This is a genomic window from Pseudomonas sp. BNK-45 (assembly GCF_047456255.1).
Taxonomy (GTDB): Bacteria; Pseudomonadota; Gammaproteobacteria; order Pseudomonadales; family Pseudomonadaceae; genus Aquipseudomonas.
The window spans coordinates 2,871,257-2,893,757 of sequence record NZ_CP179909.1; the positions used below are offsets into that span (position 1 = coordinate 2,871,257).

23 protein-coding genes are annotated in these 22,501 nt (G+C 64.2%); 8 read left to right on the top strand and 15 right to left on the bottom strand.

Annotation, left to right across the window (positions count from 1 at the left end; genetic code table 11):
• Positions 1-69: 69 nt before the first annotated feature.
• The gene (locus tag ACMGG8_RS13525; protein WP_060840387.1) at positions 70-291 is read right to left on the bottom strand and encodes a YgdI/YgdR family lipoprotein; all 222 of its coding nucleotides are present in this window, start codon (positions 289-291) and stop codon (positions 70-72) included.
• Between the two features lie 277 nt (positions 292-568).
• Between ACMGG8_RS13525 and moaB the strand changes: the two genes are divergently transcribed.
• Together moaB and glp are read left to right on the top strand one after the other, a co-directional pair.
• Positions 569-1,108 (top strand): molybdenum cofactor biosynthesis protein B, encoded by a 540-nt coding sequence (gene moaB / locus ACMGG8_RS13530; protein ID WP_060840386.1) that lies wholly within the window; start codon positions 569-571, stop codon positions 1,106-1,108.
• Positions 1,109-1,130: 22 nt separating this feature from the next.
• Positions 1,131-2,318: a gephyrin-like molybdotransferase Glp gene (gene glp, locus ACMGG8_RS13535; RefSeq protein ID WP_414159937.1), complete on the top strand. Its 1,188-nt coding sequence runs from the start codon at positions 1,131-1,133 to the stop codon at positions 2,316-2,318.
• 43 nt (positions 2,319-2,361) lie between these two features.
• Here the strand turns inward: glp and ACMGG8_RS13540 are convergent, their stop codons facing one another.
• Together ACMGG8_RS13540 and ACMGG8_RS13545 are read right to left on the bottom strand one after the other, a co-directional pair.
• Positions 2,362-2,616: a hypothetical protein gene (locus tag ACMGG8_RS13540; RefSeq protein ID WP_414159706.1), complete on the bottom strand. Its 255-nt coding sequence runs from the start codon at positions 2,614-2,616 to the stop codon at positions 2,362-2,364.
• Positions 2,617-2,790: 174 nt separating this feature from the next.
• Positions 2,791-4,248 (bottom strand): mannose-1-phosphate guanylyltransferase/mannose-6-phosphate isomerase, encoded by a 1,458-nt coding sequence (locus ACMGG8_RS13545; protein WP_414159707.1) that lies wholly within the window; start codon positions 4,246-4,248, stop codon positions 2,791-2,793.
• 336 nt (positions 4,249-4,584) lie between these two features.
• On the opposite strand from ACMGG8_RS13545, the gene yegS reads away from it, so the two are divergent.
• Positions 4,585-5,484: a lipid kinase YegS gene (gene yegS / locus ACMGG8_RS13550; RefSeq protein ID WP_060840382.1), complete on the top strand. Its 900-nt coding sequence runs from the start codon at positions 4,585-4,587 to the stop codon at positions 5,482-5,484.
• A 1-nt stretch (position 5,485) separates the two neighbouring features.
• Here yegS and ACMGG8_RS13555 read toward each other — a convergent pair whose 3' ends face one another.
• The 3 genes from ACMGG8_RS13555 to ACMGG8_RS13565 form a co-directional block, all read right to left on the bottom strand.
• Positions 5,486-6,145 (bottom strand): response regulator transcription factor, encoded by a 660-nt coding sequence (locus ACMGG8_RS13555; RefSeq protein ID WP_060840381.1) that lies wholly within the window; start codon positions 6,143-6,145, stop codon positions 5,486-5,488.
• Positions 6,142-7,035 carry a sensor histidine kinase gene (locus ACMGG8_RS13560; protein ID WP_060840380.1) on the bottom strand — a complete coding sequence of 298 codons (894 nt, stop codon included), beginning with the start codon at positions 7,033-7,035 and terminating at the stop codon, positions 6,142-6,144. Before ACMGG8_RS13560 ends, ACMGG8_RS13555 begins: the two co-directional genes overlap by 4 nt.
• 536 nt (positions 7,036-7,571) lie before the next feature.
• Positions 7,572-8,009: a hypothetical protein gene (locus tag ACMGG8_RS13565; protein ID WP_060840379.1), complete on the bottom strand. Its 438-nt coding sequence runs from the start codon at positions 8,007-8,009 to the stop codon at positions 7,572-7,574.
• Between the two features lie 563 nt (positions 8,010-8,572).
• Between ACMGG8_RS13565 and ACMGG8_RS13570 the strand changes: the two genes are divergently transcribed.
• Together ACMGG8_RS13570 and ACMGG8_RS13575 are read left to right on the top strand one after the other, a co-directional pair.
• Positions 8,573-9,508: a chemotaxis protein CheV gene (locus ACMGG8_RS13570; RefSeq protein ID WP_060840378.1), complete on the top strand. Its 936-nt coding sequence runs from the start codon at positions 8,573-8,575 to the stop codon at positions 9,506-9,508.
• A 95-nt stretch (positions 9,509-9,603) separates the two neighbouring features.
• Complete coding sequence (locus ACMGG8_RS13575; RefSeq protein WP_060844263.1) at positions 9,604-10,407, top strand: MOSC domain-containing protein; 804 nt, start codon at positions 9,604-9,606, stop codon at positions 10,405-10,407.
• An 81-nt stretch (positions 10,408-10,488) separates the two neighbouring features.
• Here the strand turns inward: ACMGG8_RS13575 and ACMGG8_RS13580 are convergent, their stop codons facing one another.
• The 8 genes from ACMGG8_RS13580 to ACMGG8_RS13615 all read right to left on the bottom strand — a co-directional run bounded on the left by ACMGG8_RS13580 (position 10,489) and on the right by ACMGG8_RS13615 (position 19,779).
• Positions 10,489-10,773, bottom strand: a complete 285-nt coding sequence (locus ACMGG8_RS13580) for a pyrimidine/purine nucleoside phosphorylase (protein WP_011062476.1) — start codon at positions 10,771-10,773, stop codon at positions 10,489-10,491.
• Positions 10,774-10,847: 74 nt separating this feature from the next.
• The gene (locus ACMGG8_RS13585; protein WP_047305507.1) at positions 10,848-11,387 is read right to left on the bottom strand and encodes an exonuclease domain-containing protein; all 540 of its coding nucleotides are present in this window, start codon (positions 11,385-11,387) and stop codon (positions 10,848-10,850) included.
• Between the two features lie 62 nt (positions 11,388-11,449).
• Positions 11,450-13,435 carry an acetyl/propionyl/methylcrotonyl-CoA carboxylase subunit alpha gene (locus ACMGG8_RS13590; protein ID WP_414159708.1) on the bottom strand — a complete coding sequence of 662 codons (1,986 nt, stop codon included), beginning with the start codon at positions 13,433-13,435 and terminating at the stop codon, positions 11,450-11,452.
• 60 nt (positions 13,436-13,495) lie between these two features.
• Positions 13,496-14,293, bottom strand: coding sequence for an enoyl-CoA hydratase/isomerase family protein (locus ACMGG8_RS13595; RefSeq protein ID WP_414159709.1), 798 nt, complete (start codon positions 14,291-14,293; stop codon positions 13,496-13,498).
• Positions 14,290-15,447, bottom strand: a complete 1,158-nt coding sequence (atuD, locus tag ACMGG8_RS13600) for a citronellyl-CoA dehydrogenase (protein WP_060840374.1) — start codon at positions 15,445-15,447, stop codon at positions 14,290-14,292. The genes ACMGG8_RS13595 and atuD overlap by 4 nt, the downstream gene beginning before the upstream one ends.
• A 41-nt stretch (positions 15,448-15,488) precedes the next feature.
• The gene (gene atuC, locus ACMGG8_RS13605; protein ID WP_108546046.1) at positions 15,489-17,105 is read right to left on the bottom strand and encodes a geranyl-CoA carboxylase subunit beta; all 1,617 of its coding nucleotides are present in this window, start codon (positions 17,103-17,105) and stop codon (positions 15,489-15,491) included.
• 3 nt (positions 17,106-17,108) lie between these two features.
• Complete coding sequence (locus ACMGG8_RS13610; protein ID WP_414159710.1) at positions 17,109-17,978, bottom strand: SDR family oxidoreductase; 870 nt, start codon at positions 17,976-17,978, stop codon at positions 17,109-17,111.
• Positions 17,979-17,988: 10 nt separating this feature from the next.
• Entirely contained in the window at positions 17,989-19,779 is a 1,791-nt protein-coding gene (locus ACMGG8_RS13615) for an acyclic terpene utilization AtuA family protein (protein WP_060844259.1), read from the bottom strand.
• Positions 19,780-19,957: 178 nt separating this feature from the next.
• On the opposite strand from ACMGG8_RS13615, the gene ACMGG8_RS13620 reads away from it, so the two are divergent.
• The 3 genes from ACMGG8_RS13620 (at position 19,958) to ACMGG8_RS13630 (ending at position 21,908) form a co-directional block, all read left to right on the top strand.
• Positions 19,958-20,593, top strand: a complete 636-nt coding sequence (locus tag ACMGG8_RS13620; protein WP_060840370.1) for a TetR/AcrR family transcriptional regulator — start codon at positions 19,958-19,960, stop codon at positions 20,591-20,593.
• 84 nt (positions 20,594-20,677) lie between these two features.
• Positions 20,678-21,472 carry a substrate-binding periplasmic protein gene (locus ACMGG8_RS13625; RefSeq protein ID WP_060840369.1) on the top strand — a complete coding sequence of 265 codons (795 nt, stop codon included), beginning with the start codon at positions 20,678-20,680 and terminating at the stop codon, positions 21,470-21,472.
• A 94-nt stretch (positions 21,473-21,566) separates the two neighbouring features.
• A complete protein-coding gene (locus ACMGG8_RS13630; protein ID WP_060840368.1) occupies positions 21,567-21,908 on the top strand; it encodes a hypothetical protein in 342 nt (113 codons plus the stop codon).
• Between the two features lie 14 nt (positions 21,909-21,922).
• Here ACMGG8_RS13630 and ACMGG8_RS13635 read toward each other — a convergent pair whose 3' ends face one another.
• Positions 21,923-22,471 (bottom strand): RNA polymerase factor sigma-70, encoded by a 549-nt coding sequence (locus ACMGG8_RS13635; RefSeq protein WP_060840367.1) that lies wholly within the window; start codon positions 22,469-22,471, stop codon positions 21,923-21,925.
• Positions 22,472-22,501: the final 30 nt, after the last annotated feature.

Below are 22,501 nucleotides of genomic sequence, written 5' to 3' on the forward strand. Positions count from 1 at the left end.
CCCTTTCGCAGAAACAATAAAACCCGCACCAGGCGGGTTTTATTGCATGCAGATCGCTAGCCGTCGGACTTACAGCTCCTTGACGGTGCGGACCTGATCCTTGTTGATGCGGGTGCGCTTGCCGTCCAGCTGTTCGAACTCGTAGAAACCCGAGTCCTTGTCGTATTGGGGGGTGTCGACGGCCTGGATTTCGCGACCGTCATTCAAGGTGATCACTGATGGCGAAGCGCAACCGGCGAGCGTGGCCAGGCCCAGTGCGAGCATGAAAGTGGCGAGGGTCCGATGAGTCATTGTGTGTCTCCGAAATGAGTACTTTTGAGTGCTGGTCTTCAGACGTATGGTGCGTCTGCAAGTTCCTTGGCCAGGTGCATTCTGCCACGTTGTCAGACAGATCGTAGGCGTTCAGCGAGTTATCTTGACTAGTGTCGCGTGGCTGGCCGCGCAGGCGGATGCCTGCTCCTGGCGGCCTGCGCAGGACCGTCCCAGGGGATTGCCGGCCGCCAGGGGCGGCGGATCGGAGCGCTGTGATATAACACCGGGCTGTTTCTCTTACCTCAGGATCGAGCCTATGAAAGCCAAGGCTGATGTACCTTTTGTTCCCCTGAACATTGCGGTGTTGACCGTCAGTGATACACGCACCCTGGAAACCGACACTTCCGGACAGGTCTTCGTCGAGCGTCTGGGCGCCGCGGGTCATCGTCTGGCCGCACGGGTGTTGCTCAAGGACGATCTGTACAAGATCCGCGCCCAGGTCGCCACCTGGATCGCCGACGAACAGGTGCAGGTGGTGCTGATCACCGGCGGTACCGGCTTTACCGGTCGCGACAGTACCCCGGAAGCGGTGGCCTGCCTGCTGGACAAGCAGGTCGACGGTTTCGGTGAACTGTTCCGGCAGATTTCGGTGGCCGATATCGGCACCTCCACCGTGCAGTCCCGCGCGCTGGCCGGGCTGGCCAACGGCACCCTGGTGTGCTGCCTGCCGGGCTCCACCAATGCGGTGCGCACCGGCTGGGATGGAATCCTCGCCGAGCAACTGGATGCACGCCACCGGCCGTGCAATTTCGTTCCCCATCTGAAACAGGCGGCGGCTTGTGAATCCCGTGGGTAAGCCGGGCAAGCTCGGCGCCTTGATGCCGGTTGAGGAGGCGCTGGAGCGTTTGCTGGCCATGGCCGCGGCGGCGCCGATTGTCGAGCGCGAATCATTGCCCCTGGCGGCCACTCAGGGCCGGGTGCTGGCCGAGGCGCTGATCTCCAGCCTGGACCTGCCGCCCTGGCCCAACAGCGCCATGGACGGCTACGCCTTGCGCCTGGAGGACTGGAAGGGCGAGCCCTTGCCGGTCAGCCAGCGGATCTTCGCCGGACAGTCCCCCGAGCCGTTGCAACCGGGAACCTGCGCGCGGATTTTTACCGGCGCGCCAGTGCCGGCCGGGGCGGATTGCGTTGAGATGCAGGAAAACGTCCAGGTTCAGGACGATCAGCGGGTGCTGTTCAACCAAGCCTTGAAGATCGGCCAGAACATCCGTCCCCAGGGGCAGGAAACCACGGTGGGCGAGCAGGTGCTCGCAGCTGGCACACGCTTGGGGCCGATCGAGCAAGGGCTGGCGGCTTCCCTGGGATGTGCCGAACTGGTCGTGGTGCGGCGGGTCCGGGTGGCGGTGCTGTCCACCGGTGACGAGTTGGTGGAGCCGGGCCAGGCCCTGGGCCCCGGGCAGATCTACAACAGCAACCGGGTACTGCTGTGCAGTTGGTTGCAGCGCCTGGGCTGCGAAGTGCTGGACGCGGGCATCCTGCCCGATGACCTGCCCGCGACCCGCCAGCGCCTGGCGGAGTTGGGCGAGGTCGATCTGATCCTCTCCACCGGCGGGGTGTCGGTGGGGGAGGCGGACTTTCTCGGTATGGCCCTGCGCGAAGCCGGCGAACTGACGCTGTGGAAGCTGGCGATCAAACCCGGCAAGCCCCTGACCGTCGGCCATTTTCGCGGTGTGCCGGTGATCGGTCTGCCGGGCAACCCGGCTTCCACCCTGGTGACCTTTGCCCTGCTGGCGCGGCCGTACCTGCTGCGGCGCCAGGGTGTGCAGCAGGTGCAGCCATTGCGCTTCCAGGTGCCTGCCGGTTTTGTCTGGCCCCAACCGGGCAATCGTCGCGAGTACCTGCGCGGGCGCCTGGAGAACGGGCGAGCGATCATCTATCGCAACCAGAGCTCGGGGGTGTTGCGCAGCGCGGCCTGGGCGGAAGGTCTGGTGGAAGTGCAAGAAGGCCGGACCCTGGAAGAGGGCGATTGGGTCAGCTTCATTCCGTTGAGCGAGGTGCTGGATTGATCGAGGGCGGGCCCGGTTCGGTGTCGGGCCCGCGCCTCGCGGTTCAGCGCAGCAGGAGCAACAGCAGCAGGCCGAAGCGGCTGTGGAAACCCCAAGCCACCAGCCCCGCCATTATCGAGGCCGCCAGCGTCAGCCAGCCCACGCGCTTGAGTATCGACAGCAGCCTGGAATGAGGCGCTTGCGCCTCGCAGGAGAGCGGCAGATCGAACTCCGGTGACGGGTGCCCCGTCAGCCAGGAGCTGTCCTTGATGCGGGTCAGGGGTGAATGCCCCCGTGAATAAAACCCCTTGTCGTTCATGACGATTCACTTCCCTGTATGAGGCGTCAGCGCCTGGCATGCACAGTCACTGATTGGCCCGACAGGGTCAATTCAGGCAATTCTCATTCTGCAGTCAGAAAATTTACTTTAAGTCCTGCACCTTTTTTCAGGTCCTCGGGGCTGTTGCGCTAGACTCATGGGCTCGACGCGGTTTCAGCGAGTGCCGGGGGCGATCGGGGCCCGGCCATACAGGTCGTTGAAGCGCACGATGTCGTCTTCGCCCAGGTATTCGCCGCTCTGCACTTCAATCATGACCAGGTCGATGACCCCGGGATTGCTCAACCTGTGGGGGCGCCCGGGTTTGATAAAGGTCGATTCATTGGTGTCGAGCAGGAGTTCGTCTTCTCCGTTGGTCACCCGGGCCATGCCGCTGACCACGATCCAGTGCTCGCTGCGGTGGTGATGCATCTGCAGGGACAGTGAGGCACCGGGCTTGACCTCGATGCGCTTGATCTTGAAGCGCGGCCCTTCCTCGAGCACGGTGTAGGCGCCCCAGGGGCGGTTCACGGTGCGGTGCAGCCGGTAGGCATCGTGGCCCAGGCGCTTGAGCTCCTGGGCGATCAGTTTGACGTCCTGGCTGCGCTTGCCATCGGCGATCAGCAGCGCGTCCGGGGTGTCGACGATGATCAGGTTGTCCAGGCCGACTGCGCCCACCAGGCGCTGGCGCGAATCGATGTAGCAATTGCTGACTTCGTGCAGCACGGTGTCACCGGTGCACTGGTTGCCCTGTTCGTCCGCCGGGATCAGCTCGCGCACCGCCTGCCAGGAGCCGATATCGCTCCAGCCGAGCTGGCAGGGCACCACGGCGACTTTCTCCGAGCGTTCCATCACCGCGTAGTCGATGGAGATGTCCGGCGCCTGGGCGAAGCTGTCGCTCTCCAGCTCCACTTGCAACTCGTGGGGGCCTTCCTTGCGGTAGCTCTGCTCCAGGCAGTGCTCGACGGCGCTGAGCACCTGCGGCACGAACTCCCGCAGCTCCTGAAGAATCGCGTCGGCACGCATGCAGAACATGCCGCCGTTCCACAGGTGCTGGCCGCCCTCGACGTAGCGCTGGGCGGTGGCGGCATCGGGTTTCTCGACAAAGCGCCTGACCTGGAAGCTGTGGTCGTCCAGAGCCTGACCTTTCTCGATATAGCCGAAGCCGGTTTCCCCATGGGTGGGCACCAGGCCGAAGGTCACCAGCCAGCCTTGTTCGGCCAGTGGCCGGGCGCTGTCCACCGCGGCGGCGAATGCCGCGACATCCTTGATCAGGTGGTCGGCGGGCAGTACCAGCAGTTGTGCATCAGCGCCGTAGCGCTGGCTGACGTGCAGCGCCGCGGCGGCGATGGCCGGCGCGGTGTTGCGACCAAAGGGTTCGAGGATGAAGTCCAGCTCGATCCGCGCCTGGTTCAGCGGGCGATAGTCGTCCAGGGTGCGGAAGAACACCTCGCGGTTGGTCACCGTCAGCAGCCGTTCGACGCCCTTGAGGGCGGCAGCGCGGGCGAAGGTCTTCTGCAGCAGGCTGTCGCCGTCGGGCAGGCGCATGAAGGGTTTGGGCGCGGCCTCGCGGGATACCGGCCACAGGCGGGCGCCGGCGCCGCCAGCAATGATGCAGGGAATGAGAGTGCTCACTCAGTGGGTCTCGCGGAACATGATGATGGGCGCCATGGTGCGCCAGCGGATGCGCAGATCAAAGCGGATTGATCGGTTTTCGCTGTGGCGCGCAGCGAATTCCAGAGGTTGGGCGATTGTTCCAGGCGGTCGCTTGAGGTCGCTCGGCCATTGGTTTGCGCCCGGCCAGGGGGAAGTGGCTGCAGGTGCTGAAGGGGCGACAGCTGACTCAGCCTGATCCGGAGCGGGCCGCCCGGACAGATCCGCGGCAGGTAAAAATTAATCGACGGGACAGACTTTTTTCGCATGGCCCGGGGTCAACATCCTTCAAGGATTCAATAATCGGAGTCATGGCTGATGAGTGAGCGCAAGGCACTGCTGATACTGCACGGCAAACAGGCCCTCAACGATGAGGTCCGCGCGGCGGTCGAGGCCAAGCGGGCCCAGGGCTGGGCGTTGTCGGTGCGGCTGACCTGGGAGGCGGGGGATGCCCGGCGCCTGGTGCATGAAGGGCTGGCCGCCGGCCACACGCGGCTGATTGCCGGGGGCGGTGATGGCACTTTGCGTGACATCGCCGAGGCCCTGGCCAATGCGCCGAATCCGGCCAGCCTGGTGTTGTTGCCACTGGGCACGGCCAATGACTTTGCCCGGGCCGCCGGGGTGCCGCTGGAGCCGGCTGCCGCCCTGGAGCTGCTGGAGGTTGCCCCCCGGGCGGTGGATCTGGGGGAGGTGGGCGGGCAGATATTCCTCAACATGGCCACCGGCGGTTTCGGCAGTCAGGTGACTGCCAACACTTCGGAAGACCTGAAGAAGGTACTCGGCGGCGCGGCTTATCTGTTTACCGGGCTGTCGCGCTTTGCCGAGCTGAGCGCGGCCTATGGCGAGTTGCAGGGGCCGGATTTCCACTGGCGCGGCGAACTCCTGGCCCTGGGCATTGGCAATGGCCGTCAGGCGGGGGGCGGGCATGAACTGTGTCCGGGTGCCCTGGCTGATGACGGTTTGCTGGATATCAGCATCCTGCCGGCCCCGCAGGAACTGGTGGGCACGTTGAAGAACCTGCTTGCCGGCGGCCTGGGGATCGACAACATGTTTGTCCGTGCGCGGCTGCCCTGGGTCGAGATCAAGGCTTCACGGGGGCTGGACATCAACCTCGATGGCGAGCCGCTGCAGGGCGACACCTTGCGCTTCAGCGCGCGTCCGGCGGCCTTGCAGGTGCATTTGCCGGTGGACTCGCCGTTGCTCGGCGGTACGCCTTAGGTCAGTCGTCGAGGCTGATGATGTGTTCGCGCACGGCGAACAGCACCAGGCCGGCGACGTCGAAGATCTGCAGGCGTTTCATGATCTGCGAACGGTGGGTTTCCACGGTCTTGATGCTCAGCCCCAGGCCCAGGGCGATCTCCCGGGTGGATTTGCCGCGCACGATCAGCCGCAGGATCTCCAGTTGGCGAGCGGTCAGGTTGTGATTGTCCACCGGCTGCGGCGTGTGTTTCTGGGCCCGGGTCAGGGCCTGGGTGATCACTGTGTGAGCGATGGCCGGGCTCAGGTAGCGTTCGTTGTTGCGCAGGGCTTCCAGGGCATGTTCCAGCTCGGTGGCGGTGGTGTCCTTGAGCAGGTAGCCGTGGGCGCCGGACTCCAGGGCCTGCATGATCAAGGCCGGATCGGTGTGCATCGACAGGATCAGGACCTTGCTTTGCGGGTGCAGCGCCTTGAGCCGGCGCAAGGCGTCGAGGCCGCCGATGCGCTTCATCGACAGGTCCAGCAGGATGATGTCCGGGCGCAGTTGCTCGACCAGTTCCAGCAGGTGCGCGCCGTCGTCGGCCTCGCCGATCACCGCGTATCCGGGAATGTCCATGACCAGGGCACGCACGCCAGCCCTGATGAGCGAGTGGTCATCCACCAAGAGTAAATTACAGGTCAATGGGAAACCTTATTCGTGCTGGCCCGTTCCAGAGTGCGGGGGGCCCAGGGAAAGAGTGCTTCGATCTGGGTGCCTTGGTCGGCTTCGCTGGTGACTTTCAGCAGGCCGCCCAGCTGGCTGATTCGTTCCTGCATCCCGGCCATGCCGCGCTGACCCTGGGCGCCCGGATCGCTGGCCGGGGCGAACCCCTGGCCGTCGTCGCTGATGAACAGCGAGAGGCCTTCGGGCAAGCGCTGTACGCGCACCAGCAGATTCTTGGCCCGGGCATGACGCAGCATGTTGGTCACGGCTTCCTGAGTGATGCGAAACGCCGCCACCGCCATCTCCTCGGGAATTCCCGTCAGGCGCTGGTGGCATTCAAGGCTCCAGTGCACCGAGGTGTTTTCCAGGGTCTTGAGCAGGTGGGCGCGCAGGCTGGCCTCCAGGCCCAGGCTGGTCAGTTGCCGGGGGTTGAGAATGGCGGACACGTCGCGGACCTTGGCCAGGGTCTCTTCCAGGGTGGTGGCGAGCACGGCGCAGGGTTGCTGCAAGTCGTCCGGCAGACGGCGCTTTAGCCAGTCGGTCTGCAACTTGGCCGCGGTCAGCAGTTGGCCAATGTCGTCGTGCAGTTCCCGGCTCAGGCGGTGGCGTTCATTCTCCTTGACCTTGAGCAGGCGCTCGGCCAGTTCCTGAGGCTGGAACCGGATGGACTTTCGCGAATAGCCGTATTGCATCCAGATGCAGGCCAGCGCCGCGATATTGACTGCCAGCAGGCTCATGGGCACGGGCCGGCCCAGGCTGTAGATCAGCACATTGCCCAGGCTTGAGCAGGAGCACAGCAACAGGCTGAACCAGCGCAGATGATCACGGGAAGGAGGCCAAGAGAAGAATGACTTGAGGCTGGCGTACATAGCGGATGGAGCCAATGAATGTTCGCTGCGAAGTGCCCGGTCAGGTATGGATGACGAGGCTTGTTTGAGAAACAGTGTTATTTGAATTGCCGGCTTCGATCAATGCAGGGTGTGGGTTTTGCAGAAGCCGCGTAGTGACTGTCGACATTGGAATCAAAGTGCCATTATCTGGGTCCGTTTATGCGCCGCATAATACCACCGAACATACCGTTGGTCGCGTTTATACACGCAGGTATATATGTCTTCAAAGTCAGGAATATCGGGCTCAGGCACGCTTGTGCCAGTTAGTCTGCGGGCCTTGGAGAGCCAATCTCCAATAGGAACTGTCGTTGAATTTGCGCGGGAAAATATGGATTGGAACAGTAAGTCCGGGCCCGGCATTAGTTGGTTTTTTTGCAACGATGCTGTCGTTCTTGAGTATGAAATATTCAATAACGACCTATTAGTTGTCCTTGGGCCCCAGGGTTCTATCGATGTTCTGTGTTAGCGATCGTAGATAGCGGCTTTATCGGCCATCGCTTGGCGCAAGTGCAATTTCAATGGCTGCAGGACGGGGAGGCGCAGGTGCAGTTCTGTGTCACTTGTTGGGTCAGTTCGCCGATCAGCATGAGCTGTTCGCTGTCGTCCAGATTGAGTTGGCCATTGTGCGGGTCGACCAGTTCCAATTGCCAGGCCATCAGGGTCAGGCAGCTCCTCAAGGCATCGAGGATCGGGTCGTTGAGGTCCACCGGGTGCACGGTGCGTTTGAGCACGCCATGGATATGCAGCGCGAACTCGGCCAACGGGCTGATGGCGTGGCGCGCTGCGATCTGGGCCAGGGACTGCAGGCTGGCGAGCAGGCAGTTGATGGCCTCTTCGTCGTTTCTGATCAGGTGCAGATGACTCAGGCAATCTTCCGATTTGGCCAGCAGGGCCTGGGCTTCGAGCAGGAACTCAGGCAGGGGTGGGGCGCATTCGTGGCTGTCCTTTAGCATGCTTATCTCCATGACTTCGTGTCCGATGAGGGGATAGGGCTCTGGCTGAAGGGGGTTAAGGTATGGTGCGCTTTTTCAAATTGTATATAGGATAATTCTGATTTTATTTCCGGGGTTGCAGCCGCCTGCGAGAGGCGATTTTCATCGTTTCCGAACGCTGCCCAAATACCGGCCACAGCCATGCGGCGCATGGGCGCTGGGGCGTGATGGGCGAGGGGGTTTAGGCTTGAAAGGGTGCTGGGCCACCTTTCTGCGGTCACAAACAAAAGCCTGACTCCGTTCATGCAATGAGAATGGCGTCACATTAATGGCTATTGGATATCGCGAATATCAGGATGGTCCTGATTGTTGCTAGGGGAAACCCTTAGGCGCAGGAACTTCACGCCGTGATTAAGGTCGCGTCGTCGCAGACTGGTGTTGCTGAATTGACGGCCTCAGTAAAGCATGATGTTAATGTGACATCAATGGCTTTCATATGGCAATTTGCATGTGGGTCAAGATACGGCGCAGCCCGCCGATATCTGTCTTTAGTGAATTCATCAGAACAAGCCCAGGAGTCATTAATGGCCGGCATTCTCGACACGGTAGATCAACGCACACAGCTGGTGGGTGAGAATCGCCTGGAAATCCTCATGTTCCGCCTGGCCGGTCGGCAGTTGTTCGCCATCAACGTCTTCAAGGTTCAGGAAGTCCTGCAACTGCCCAAGCTGACCCTGATGCCCCAGCGTCACCCGTTTGTCTGCGGTGTGGTCAACCTGCGCGGCCAGACCCTGCCGGTGATCGACCTGTCTCAGGCCATCGGCATGCGCCCGCTGGTTCCGGGGCCCAACAGCACCATCATCGTCACCGAGTACAACCGCTCGGTGCAGGCGTTCCTGGTGGGTGGGGTGGACCGCATCGTCAACATGAACTGGGAAGCCATCATGCCGCCGCCTACCAGTGCCGGGCGCCAGCACTATCTGACGGCCATCAGCAAGGTCGACGAGCAACTGGTGGAGATCATCGACGTCGAAAAGGTCCTGGCCGAAATCGTCCCCTACAATGCCAAGGTTTCCCGGGACAAACTCGAAGATCCGGTGCTGGAGCGCGCGCGCGGTCGTGAAGTGCTGCTGGTGGACGACTCCAATGTGGCCCTCTCCCAGCTGCGCGATACCCTCGGCCAGCTCGGGGTGAAGATGCATATCGCCAGTGACGGCCTCAAGGCCCTGAACATGCTCAAGGCCTGGGCCGATACCGGGGTCGAGATGACCGACAAACTGCTGATGGTGTTCACCGATGCGGAAATGCCGGAAATGGACGGCTACCGCCTGACCACCGAAATTCGCAACGACCCTCGTCTGCGTGGGCTGTATGTGGTGCTGCACACCTCCTTGTCCGGCAGTTTCAACGAATCGATGGTCAAGAAGGTCGGTTGCGACAACTTCCTCTCCAAGTTCCAGCCGGACAAGCTGGTGGACGTGGTCCGTCAGCGCCTGATGCTGGACGAAGTCAGCGCCTGAACCCAGGCCGGTGTAGACAGCCGCTCTCCCTGTGCCTTTGTTTGCTCTGAGCGCTGGTATAGGGTGAGCTTTTTTGCTCACACAGGGAGCTGGACATGCGTCTTAGCGCGCTTTATCGATACCCGTTGAAATCCGCCCGGGGCGAAACCCTGCAACAGATCGGCCTGGACAAGCTCGGGCTGCAAGGGGATCGCCGCTGGATGCTGGTGGATGAAGCCAACGGGCGTTTTCTCACCCAGCGTGCGGTGGCGCGCATGAGTCAACTCTCGGCCTTGTACAACGACCAGGGCGGCCTGACCCTCAGTGCTGCCGGGTTTGCCAGCCTTGAAGTACCCCTGCCCGATGCCGCGGCGGCCTTGCGTGGGGTGACCATCTGGCAGGACAGCCTGCGGGTTCCCGATGCCGGGGATGAGGCGGCTGCCTGGGTCAGTGAGTTCGTCGGCAAGCCTACCCGCCTGGTGCAGGTGCCGCTGGAACGGGCGCGGAGCACCGCCGCCGGCTACGGCAGGGACGATGATCAAGTGGCGTTTGCCGACGGCTTTCCGCTGTTGCTGATTGGCCAGGCGTCCCTTGACGATCTGTCCAGCCGGGTCGGGCGGCCTCTGGAGATGCTGCGTTTTCGCCCCAATCTGGTGATCGAGGGCAGCCAGGCCTTTGCCGAGGACCAGTGGCGGCGCATACGGATTGGCGACCTCGAGTTTCGCGTGGTCAAGCCGTGCTCGCGCTGCATCCTGACCACCATCGACCCCCAGACCGGCGAGCGCAGCGCCGACCGCGAACCCCTGGCGACCTTGCAGAAGTATCGGGCCCAGGCCGACGGGGCGATGTTCGGGCAGAACCTGGTCAACGACGGCCCGGGTCGTCTGCAGGTGGGGATGCCGGTCACGGTGCTGGAATAACCTTTCGCCGGCCCCAAGAAAAATGCCCGTCTGTTGCGCAGACGGGCATTTTTTATCGGTGATAAAGCCGCAGCGGCTCGATCAGCCGCGGTACTCGCACAGATAAGCGGTGTCCACCGCGACTTTCAGCTGGAACTTGCTGTTGGCCGGTACGTTGAACTGGCTGCCGGCAGGGAAGGTTTCCCAATCGGCACTGTCGGGCAGGCGCACGGTCAGCGCGCCGGACACCACGTGCATGATTTCCCGTTGTGCCGTACCGAACTCGTATTCGCCCGGGGCCATGACGCCAATGGTGGCTGGGCCTTCGGCCGTGCCGAAGGCAATCGACTTGACGGTGCCGTCGAAGTACTCGTTGACTTTAAACATGGGCGATTCCTCAAGAAAGGGTCAAAAAGGCTGGCCAGTATGCACAAGGCCTCAAGGGCCGTCACCTGCCGCCATCAAGGAAGAATCAGGGGCAACAGGCGCGCGGTATTGCGCGCATCTTCCAGGGCCCGATGCTGTTGGCCGTTGAACTGCATGCCGGCCAGTTGCAGGGCCGCATTCAGGCCCAGAGGGCGCTCCAGGCGCCGGGCCTTGGCGAAGCGCTGCTTGAGGTTCATGTGCGGCACTTCATTCAACAGGCTGTGCAACTGCTGGTTGTGCCATTCCAGCTGCAACTGCTTGCGGTCGTAGTCGCCCCAGCTGGCCCAGCCCTCCAGGCGCGGCCGATGCTGGCCCAGCCAGCGCTCGAACAGGTTCCAGACCTCGCTCAGCGGCGCGGCGCTGTCGATGTTGGCCTGGGTGATATGGGTCAGTTCGCGACAGAACGGCGTCAGCCGAGGGCGTCGCAAGGGGCGGACGAAACGCTGGAAGTGGTCTTGTTCCCGGCCTTGGCGGTTGACCAGGGTGGCGCCGATTTCGATGATTTCCATCTCGCTCACCGGCCAGCCCCCTTCATCCGTCGTGGCTTCCAGATCTATTACCAGCCAGTGGGGCATCGCAAATTCCAGCCTTCAACATCCTGATGAGGCTTGAGCGTAGCCAAAGCTGCGGCATCCGCCTAGTGCTCCATTTCCGGGGCGCTGCCGAGCGCTTGCACCTCCAGAAGGATTTGCCGGTTCTTCACCTGATCCCCAAGGTTGACCTGAAGCCGGGTGATCACCCCATCGATTCCGGCCTTGAGCGGGTGTTCCATCTTCATCGCCTCCAGCACCAGCAGCAGTTGGCCCTTGCTGACGCGCATGCCCTCGGTGACCTGCACATCGACGATGGCTCCGTCCATGGGGGCCTTGACGGTGCCGCCATGGGCGTCCGACAGGCCCTGCACCGGCGCATGGCTCAGGTCCTGCAGGCGCAGGCTGGCGCTGGCGCTGCCCAGCCACAGCTCGCCGTCCTGCAGACGGTAGGCGTAGTGGCGCCGGATGCCATTGACCTCCAGGCTGGCCCGGCGGCCATCGGCGGTGCAGATTCTCACCTCGTGCAGCACCTGCGCCTGCCGCACCTGCAACCGACCGGTTGCCGAGGCGCTCAGTTGCAGCGACCACTGCTGCTCACCCAGGCCCAGGCGATAGAGCAGCGGCACACCGGCCTGATTGCGCCAGGCGCGAAGGGCCGCGCCGTGGTGGCTGGCGCTGTGCTGATAGAACAGTGCCGCGGCAATCGCCAGCTCCTCGTTGCCGGGCACCTGGGGTTGCAGGCTCGGGTCCTGCGCGAAGTGTTCGGCGATAAACGCGGTGCTGAACCGGCCGCTGGCGAACAGCGGATGCCGGAGCAGACCGGCGAGCAGCCGGCGATTGCTCTCAAGTCCCAGCAGCACGCAGTCTTCGACTCCGCGCAAGAGCTTGCGCCGGGCTTCCTCGCGGGTGGCGCCGTGGGCGATCAGCTTGCCCAGCATCGGGTCGTAGAACGGGCTTATCCACTGGCCTTCCTGCAAACCATGGTCGGTGCGCAGCCCCGGCGCCGGCTCCCAGCGCAGGATCTGGCCGGTCTGCGGCAGGAAGTTCTGCGCCGGGTCCTCGGCGTACAGCCGCACTTCGATGGCGTGTCCCTTGAGCTGCACCTGCTCCTGGCTCAGGGGCAGCGGCTCGCCGGCGGCCACTTGCAGTTGCAGGGCCACCAGATCCAGGCCGGTCACCAGTTCGGTCACCGGATGCTCGACCTGCAAGCGGGTGTTCATTTCCAGGAAATAGAACCGGCCGCCTGCGTCCAGCAGGAACTCCACGGTGCCGGCCCCCACATAGTTCACCGCGCGCCCGGCCTTGAGCGCCGCCTCGCCCATGGCCCGCCGCAGTTCCTCGGTCATCACCGGGCAAGGGGCTTCCTCGATGACTTTCTGATGGCGGCGCTGGATCGAGCAATCCCGCTCTCCCAGGTAGATCAGATGACCGTGGTGATCGCCGAACACTTGCATTTCCACGTGCCGGGGCTCGATCAGCGCCTGTTCCAGAATCAGCTCGTCGCTGCCGAAGGCGTGCAGGGCTTCCGAGCGCGCAGTGCGGATCTGTTCCAGCAGATCCTCGTGCCGCTGCACCAGGCGCATGCCGCGCCCGCCACCGCCAGCGCTGGCCTTGATCATCAGCGGGTAACCGATGCGCTGGGCCTCGCGCTGCAGGGTCGCGTCAGCCTGGTCCTCGCCCTGATAGCCCTGGATACAGGGCACACCGGCTTCGAGCATGGCGATTTTCGAGCGGCGCTTGCTGCCCATCAACTCAATGGCGGCGGCGCTGGGGCCGATGAAGGTGATGCCGGCGGCGGCGCAGGCGGCGGCGAATTGGTGGTTTTCCGAGAGGAAGCCATAGCCCGGGTGGATGGCGTCGGCGCCGCTGCGACGGGCAGCGTCGAGGATCGCCTCGCTGTTGAGGTAGGACTGCTGCACCGGGGATGGGCCGATGTGCAGGGCTTCGTCGGCCATGTGCACGTGCAGGGCCTCGGCGTCGGCGTCGCTGTACACGGCCACGGTGCGATAGCCCAGGGCCTGGGCGGTGCGCTGGATGCGGCAGGCGATTTCGCCGCGATTGGCGATCAGGATCTTGTTGAAGAGGGGCATACAGGCTCCCGGGAATCGGTGGGTGGGGCATTCGCCGGCGAACCGGCGTCTACCAGGCGCTCAACCGGCCCAGGCCGGTTGGCGTTTCTGCACGAAGGCCAGGGTGCCCTCGACGCCTTCTTCGCCCATGACTGCGTTGGCGAAGTCGCTGGCGGCCTGGTCCAGCAACGGGCCCCGGGGCTGCTCGACACTGGCCAGCAGCAGGGCCTTGGTCGCCGCATTGGCCCCGGGAGCGCAGCGCAGCACCTGGGCCAGTTGCTGCTCAAGGCGTGCCTGCAGGGCCTGGGCATCGGGCTCGACAAAGTGCACCAGCCCCAGGCGCTGGGCCTCGGTACCGTCGAAGCGGGCGGCGGTCAGGGTCAGGCGCCGGGCCTGGGTCAGGCCGATGCGCTGCACCACGAACGGGGCAATCTGGGCCGGCAGCAGGCCCAGGCTGGTTTCCGGCATGCCGAACTGCGCCGATTGCTCGGTGATGGCGATGTCGCTGACACAGGCCAGGCCGAAGCCGCCTCCCAGCACCGCGCCTTGCAGCACGCAGACCAGCACCTGAGGCAGCTGTTGCGCCTCTTCCAGCAGGGCGCCGAAGGCCCGGTTCAAGTCCCGGTAGGCGCTGCTGCCGTGGGCTCGGGCGCCGGCCATGTCCTTGAGGTCGCCGCCGGCGCAGAAGTGCTCGCCAGCGCCACGCAGGACCAGGGCGCGGACGCTGCGCCGATCACGGATCGCGACCATCACCGTGCGCAGTTCGGCGACCATCTGCAGGCTCATGGCGTTGCGGCTTTCCGGGCGGTTGAGGCGGATGAACAGCACGCCGTTGCGCGACTCCAGCAACAGCGTCTGGCAGGCAGGAAGCGGGCTCATTTCTTTTTCCCCGGCAGGATGCCCATGAGTTTGCAGATGATCCCCAGCATGATCTCGTCGGCACCACCGCCGATCGACACCAGGCGCACGTCGCGATAGGCCCGGGCCACCGGGTTGTCCCACATGAAGCCCATGCCGCCCCAGTACTGCAGGCAGCTGTCGCTGACCTCGCGGCCCAGGCGCCCGGCCTTGAGCTTGGCCATGGACGCCAGGCGGGTCACGTCCTGGCCGCGCACGTACTGCTCGGTGGCCTGGTAGACCAGGGCCCGCAGGCACTCGATCTCGGTGGACAGTTCGGCCAGGCGGAAGTGGATCACCTGGTTGTCGATCAGCGGGCTGCCGAAGGTGCGGCGCTCCCTGCAGTATTCGATGGTGCTGTCGACGCAGTATTCCAGGCCCTTGATCATGTTCGCCGCGCCGAACAGCCGCTCCTCCTGGAACTGCAGCATCTGCATCATGAAACCCGCGCCTTCGTGGCCGATGCGGTTGCGCTGGGGCACCCGCACATTGTCGAAGAACACCTGGGCGGTTTCCGAGCTGCGCATGCCGAGCTTGTCCAGGTGCGAACTGAGGCTGATGCCCGGGGTGTTCATCGGCACCATGATCAGCGACTTGTTAACGTGGGGCTTGTCGTCCGAGGTGTTGGCCAGCAGACAGATGAAATCGGCGCTGGGGGAGTTGGTGATCCACATCTTGCTGCCGTTGATCACGTAGTCGTCACCGTCCTTGCGCGCATGGGTCTTGAGCCCGGCGACATCGGAGCCGGCGCCGACTTCGGAGACGCCGATGCAGCCCACCTGCTCGCCGCTGATGGCCGGGCGCAGGAATTCGTCGCGCAGCTCATCGGAGCCGAAGCGCGCCAGGGCCGGGGTGCACATGTCGGTCTGCACGCCAATGGACATGGGAATGCCGCCGCAATGGATGGTGCCGAACTCCTCGGCGGCGACGATGGAGTAGCTGTAGTCCAGGCCCATGCCGCCGAATTTTTCCGGCTTGGAGATACCCAGCAGCCCCAGCTCGCCGGCCTTGCGGAAAATCTCGTGGATGGGAAAGCGCCCGGCTTTCTCCCATTCCTCGACATGGGGATTGATCTCGCGGTCGACAAAATGGCGCACCGTGCGCCGCAGCTCTTCGTGTTCCTGGGTGAAGATCATCGTTGTTCTCCTCAAGTGGGGTCAGACCGCGAAATGCCCTATCAAAACCGTGCCACACCGAAACTGTTGGGCTGCAAGGGGCGGGCGTCCGCCTCATGGCAGATATCCAGCAGGTAGCCCAGCAGGGTGCGGGTATCCCGCGGGTCGATCAGCCCGTCGTCCCACAGGTTGGCGCTGCCATACAAGGCGGTGGACTGGCTGTCGAGCTTCTGCGCGGTGACCTGCTCCAGCATGTCGAGCATCTTCGGGTCGGCTTCCTGGCCGTTCTTCGCCTGCTTGGCCTCGGTGACGATGCGCAGCACCTTGCCGGCCTGGGCGCCGCCCATCACCGCCGTGCGGCTGTTGGGCCAGGCGAAGATGAAGCGCGGGTCCAGGCCGCGGCCGCACATGGCGTAGTTGCCGGCGCCGTAGGAGCCGCCGACGACGATGGTCAGTTTTGGCACCCGGGCATTGGCCACCGCCTGGATCATCTTCGCCCCGTGCTTGATCACCCCTTGCTGTTCGGATTCGGTGCCCACCATGAACCCGGTGGTGTTGTGGAAGAACAGCAGCGGCGTGCGGCTCTGGTCGCACAGCTGGATGAACTGCGCGGCCTTGCTCGCGCCCTGGGGCGTGATCGGGCCGTTGTTGCCGATAAAGCCGCAGGCCCGGCCCTGGATCTGCAAATGGCCGCACAGGGTCTGGGCATCGAACTCGCCCTTGAACTCCAGGAACTGCGAGCCGTCCGCCAGGCGGGCGACGATTTCCCGGGCGTCGTAGGGCTTTTTCGGGTCAGAGGGAATCAGCCCCAGCAATTCGTCGATGGGGTACAGCGGCTCGCTCCAGGTCCGCGCCGGCTGCACCGGCAATTGGGCATTCCACGGCAGTAGGCTGACGATCTCGCGGACGATGCGGATGCCATCGGCATCGTTCTGCGCCAGGTACTCGGCGGTGCCGGCGACCTGGGCGTGCATCTCGGCGCCCCCCAGTTCTTCATCGGTGGCCACTTCACCGGTGGCGGCCTTGAGCAGCGGCGGCCCGGCGAGAAACAGCTTGGCCTTGCCGCGCACCACCACCACGTAATCCGAGAGCCCGGGCTGATAGGCGCCGCCGGCGGTGGCCGAGCCGTGGACCACGGTGATCTGCGGCAGGCCCATGGCCGACATCCGTGCCTGATTGGCGAAACTGCGCGCGCCTTCGACGAAGATTTCCGCGGCGTAGTTGAGGTTGGCGCCCCCGCTTTCCGCCAGGGTCACCACCGGCAGCTTGTTCTCCATGGCGATCTGTTGCAGGCGCAGGGACTTCTTCAGGCCACTGGGGGAAATGGTCCCGCCCTTGATCGCACTGTTGTTGGCCACCACCAGCATGCGCACCCCGCACACATAGCCGATACCGGCGATCAGCCCGCCGCCGGCCTGGCTGCCGTCCTTGTCATCGTGCAGCTTGTAACCGGCCAGGCTGGCCAGTTCGAGAAAGGGCGCCCCCGGGTCCAGCAGCAGGTTGAGGCGCTCGCGGGGCAGCAACTGGCCGCGCTGGTCGAACCTGGCCTTGGCCTCGGCCGCCTTGTTCAGCAGGTCCTGCTGCAACTGCTGCACCTGTTGCAGGCCCGTCAGCATCGCTTCGCGGTTCTCGGCGAACGACGGGCTGTGGGGATCGAGCTGGGACTGGATCACCGGCATGAGTTATTCCTCGCCCTTGAGCACATCGGGCAGGTAGGCCCGGTGAAAACCGTTGTACGACTCACTGTTGCGCGCCTTGTTCAGCGGCCAGGCACGGCTGCCGAGGCTGGCGGCACCGTCGATGCGCAGGGTGCTGCCGCTGATAAAGGCCGCGCCGGGGCTGAGCAGAAAGACAATGGCCGCGCTGACTTCCGACTCCGTGCCAATACGCTTGAGCGGCACGTGCTCGCGCAGGGTCGGAATCACCGCCTTGAACGCGCCTTCGTAAGTGTCCATGCCGCTGGAGGCGATCCAGCCCGGGGCCACCGCATTGACCCGAACCCCGGCATGGCCCCATTCATAGGCTGCGGTCTTGGTGAAGTTGTCCATCCCCGAGCGCGCCGCGCCGGAGTGGCCCATGCCCGGCATGCCGCCCCACATGTCGGCGAGCATGTTGACGATGCTCCCGCCGTGGCGGCTCATGGACTGGTTGAACACTTCCCGGGCCATGAGGAAACCGCCCACCAGATTGGTGCGCAGCACGGTCTCGAAGCCCTTCTGATTGATCGACGCCAGCGGCGCCGGGTATTGGCCGCCGGCATTGTTCACCAGGCCATGGATCGGACCAAAGCGCTCGACCCACTGCCCTACCAGGGCCTTGACCGCGTCCTCGTCGCGAATGTCACAGGCCTGCCAGTGGGCCTGGCTGCCGTCCTCGGCAATCTCCCCGGCAACCTGCTGCAGTTTCTCCGCCTTGCGTCCCACCAGCAGCACCCGGGCGCCGAGGGCCGCCAGTTCATGGGCGGTGCAGCGGCCGATACCGCTGCCGCCGCCGGTGACGATGACGGTCTGGCCGGCAAACAATCGGTCTTTGAAAATCGAGTCGTACACCACGGCCACTCCTTTAATTGACGGCGTCGGCGATGCGCTGCGGCACCGGGATCTGGATCTCCAGCAACTGCTGGGCGAAGGCCTTGCCTTGCGGGTCGATGCGCAGGCTGGCGACACCGCCGCCGCCCAGGGCGTTTTCCAGCAGGAAGTTGAGGCTGTGAGTGCCCGGCAGGTACCAGCGCTGCACGCGGCCGTGGACCGGGTCCAGCACGTGCCCCATCCAGTCCGCCAGCACTTGCGGGCTCAGGGCTTCGGCGATCCACGGCAGGTAGTCGGGATCGCGCGCCATGACCCCGATGTTGCTGTGATTGCCCTTGTCGCCGGAGCGCGCCACCGCCAGCTTGACCAGGGGCACGCTGGCATCGGCCCGTCCCCGGGGCACGGGCAGGGCATGGGCGACGGGCAGGGCGCCGGGGTCCAGAGGTTCGGTGCGGGGCAGGGCACAGGGATACTGCTGGCCGGCAAAGTCGATGTGCAGCTGGCAGGCGTCCTTGTCCAGCAGGAACGAGAACAGTCGGATGACCGGATAGACCGTGGGCCGGCCGCCGACAATTCCGGTCAGGCCTGGGGCCATGCCGGTGGCGGCCTGGGCGATTTCCCGGGAGAACAGCACCAGCGCCGCCTTGTGCGGGTGACGCACCGCCAGCTTGATCACCACTTCGCGGCTGTCCTGGCGGCGGCCGTGGGGACCGTAGGTGGCTTCGCTGCCCAGCAGCTCGATATTGACTTCGCTGTAGTCCGGCCAGCCGCGCTGGGCAAACATCTCGCGGGTCTTGTCGATGATCGCCTGGCTGACCCGGCGCGCCTTGGCCACCGCATCGATCCCGGCCATCAGGCAACTGGCGGTGCAGCGGAAGCCGTCCGGGTAGGTGGCGCTGACCTTGTACTGATGGCTGGGGGGCAGGCCCTTGGCTCCCTGCACCGCCACGGCATTTGGCGCTTGCTGATGCAGTTGCACCTCGGAGAAATCGCACACCACATCCGGAAGCAGGTAAGCCTGTGGATTGCCGATTTCGTACAGCAGTTGTTCGCCAACCGTCAGCGGGCTGATCAGTCCGCCGCTGCCCGGCGCCTTGCTGACCACGAACCGGCCGTCGGCGCCGACTTCCACGATGGGAAAGCCGATGTGCTCGTAGTCCGGCACGTCGCGCCAATCGGTGAAGTTGCCGCCGGTGCATTGGGCGCCGCATTCGATGATGTGCCCGGCCAGGGCGGCCTGGGCCAGGCGGTCGTAGTCCTGCCACGACCAGTTGAATTCGTGGACCAGGGCCGCACTGACCACCGCGCTGTCGACGCCGCGCCCGGTGATCACGATATCCGCCCCCAGACCCAGGGCCTCGACGATGCCCGGGGCGCCAAGGTAGGCATTGATGGAGACACACATCGGCGGCAGGGGCGCGCCGCTGAACATCTCCTTGATCCCGGCGCCGGCCAGTTGCTTGAACTGTGGCTGCAGGTCGTCGCCCAGCAGCACGGCGATCTTCAGCGGCACCCCGGCCTGCTCGCAGGCGGCGCGCAAGGCCTGGGCGCAGGCGTGGGGATTGACCCCGCCGGCATTGCTGATGACGCGGATCTTCTGTGCATGGATCGAGCCCAGCAAGGGCGTGAGCACCTCAACGAAGTCCGTGGCGTAACCGGCGTTCGGGTCCTTCATGCGTGCCCCGGCCATGATCGACAGCGTGATCTCGGCCAGGTAGTCGAACACCAGGTAGTCCAGGCGTGCGCCTTGCACCAGTTGCGCGGCGGCACTGCTGGTGTCGCCCCAGAAGGCGCTGGCGCAGCCGATTCGTACAGTCTTGGTCATGGCAGGGCTCTCGGAAAAAGAACTGCGAGGAGGCTACCAAGCAAGCGCTTGGTTTGTAAATGGGCCGATGGATTCTTCTGCCCAAGCGCTTGCTTGGTGATCCCGGGGGGCTTAAATTGCGCGCGCTACAGCCGGTTTCAGGCTGGGCTCTTGATGAAGTGACGCTAGGAGAACACCGGTGGACGAGCAAAAAGCCTTGCAGGTGGTACGCGAGCTGATTGCCAGCGGGCAAGTGACCGATCCCGACAGTGCCCGGGGCAAACTGTTGCAGACCGCCGCCCATCTGTTTCGCAACAAGGGCTACGAACGCACCACGGTGCGTGACCTGGCCAGCGCGGTGGGCATCCAGTCCGGCAGCATCTTTCACCACTTCAAGAGCAAGGACGACATCCTGCGGGCGGTGATGCAGGAAACCATCCACTACAACACCGCCCTGATGCGCGCCGAGCTGGCCGAGGCCGGCAGCGTGCGCGAGCGGGTGCTGGCGCTGATCCGCTGCGAACTGCAATCGATCATGGGCGGCAGCGGCGAAGCCATGGCGGTGCTGGTGTACGAATGGCGTTCGCTGTCCGCACAAGGTCAGGCCGAGGTGCTGGCCCTGCGCGACATCTATGAACAGATCTGGCTCCAGGTGCTGGGTGAGGCCAAGGCCGCCGGGTTTATCAAGGGCGACGTGTTCATCACCCGGCGCTTTCTCACGGGCGCCTTGTCCTGGACCACCACCTGGTTTCGTGCCCAGGGCAGCATGACCCTGGAGCAGTTGGCCGAGGAGGCCCTGCTGCTGGTGCTCAAGGATCATTCGGACGCCGACTGATTCAGCAGTGCAACATTGTCGAAGAGCCTTAAAGCGCCTAGCTTTAGAGCATCATTTTTCTTTTGTCCGAGGTAGGTTGCCTTGATGTCCTTGCCGCTGCGATCAGCCTTGCGAATGCTCCTGCTGGCACTGGCAACCCTTTGGGTCTGCCCGGTCTCCTCGGCGCAACTGGTGCGGGTCGCGGCGGCGCATTTTCCGCCCTATACCGTCCGTCCCGAAACCGGCGCCGACACCGGCCTGCTGCCGCAACTGGTGGAGGCCCTGAACCAGTCCCAGAGCAAGTACCAGTTCGTCCTGGTGCCGACCTCGATTCCCCGGCGTTTCCGCGATTTCGAACAAGGCCGGGTCGACCTGGCGATCTTCGAGAACCCGGCCTGGGGCTGGAAGGACATTGACCACACCAGTGTCGACATGGGCCTTGAGGATGCGGAGATCTTCGTCGCCCAGCGCCAGCCCAATCGCGGCCAGGAATATTTCGCCGACCTCAAGGGCAAGCGCCTGGCGCTGTTCAGCGGCTATCACTACGCCTTTGCCCAATTCAACGCCGACCCCAAGTACCTGGCCGACACCTTCAACGCCACGCTCACCTATTCCCACGACAGCAACCTGCTGATGGTTCTGCGGGGCAGGGCGGACATTGCCCTGGTGACCCGCTCCTACCTCAGCGATTTTCTGGCCCGCAATGCCGAGGACAACGTCCAGTTTCTGGTGTCCCAGCGCATCGACCAGGTCTACCACCACTACAGCCTGATCCGCCCTCAAGCACCGATCAGCGCCGAGGACTTTGCCGGGCTGCTGCAAAAACTGCGGGACAACGGCCAGATGCGCAAAATCTTCGATCCCTACCGCATCGTCGTGATGCCCGTGCCCCACGCCTGAGCCCAGGGAGCCGCCCGGCTCCCCGAGGGGCACCTAAATTTCTCCCGCCGGTCCACGTCACTTGCTTGAATGCCCTTTGACGGTGAGGCCTGCCATGTCCCTTGTAAGTCCGCTGAGTGTCGAGACCCTGTCGGCGGCTGTGCTATCGGGCATCGATGAGGTCGGCGCCCGGCATCGGTTGTTCCCGGCATGGCGCAGCCAGGGCCAGGAGTCCGCAGCGCCGGATGCCCGGGCCGAGCGGCAGGAGCAGTTGGCATTCTGGCTGTCGGCCCAGGTGCATGCGCTGTACCTGGACCCGCCGGGCACGCCGCCACCCGCCCACGCCGATGCCTGTGCCGGGCAAAACCGTTGTCGGTACTGCCGGCAGGACTTCGATCTCTTGCACAAACGTGCCGCGTTGCTGGTGCTGGGGCGCAGTGGCCTGCTGGAGGGATAAGCGGCGTTCGGCGCTCAGCGCCGGGCGAAGGTATCGGGGCGATTGCCCGAGACTTTGCGGCAATGCACCAGGGCATCGCGAATCATGAAATTGACCAGGGTCGGCGAGACGCCCAGCTCCTTGGCGATGTCCTTTTGCGGCACGCCGTGCAGGCGATACATCTCGAAGGCATAGCGGGTGCGGCTGGGCAGCTCGGTCAGGGCATCGGCAATGTGTTCCAGGGTGGAAAAGTTCATGTGCGAGGTTTCGGGCGAAGCGCCATGAATCACCACATTCAAGCCTTCCTCTTCGGTGCCTGAATACTTCTGCTCCAGCGCCTGCTTGCGGTAATGGTCGATGGCCAGATTGCGCACGATCTGGAACAGGTAGCTGAGCTGAGCCTTGAACGAGGAGGTGATTTGCGGGGCCGACTGCAGGCGGAAAAAGGCGTCCTGGACCACGTCCTCAGCCCGGGACCGGCAGCCGGTAATCCGCGCTGCGATCTTGACCAGAATCAGACGGTTGTCGACAAAAGCCTGGAGTAACGGTGAATCGCACCTGCTTGTGGATACTTGTTCCGTCATGGAAATCACCTTGTTGCAAAGAAGTTAGTG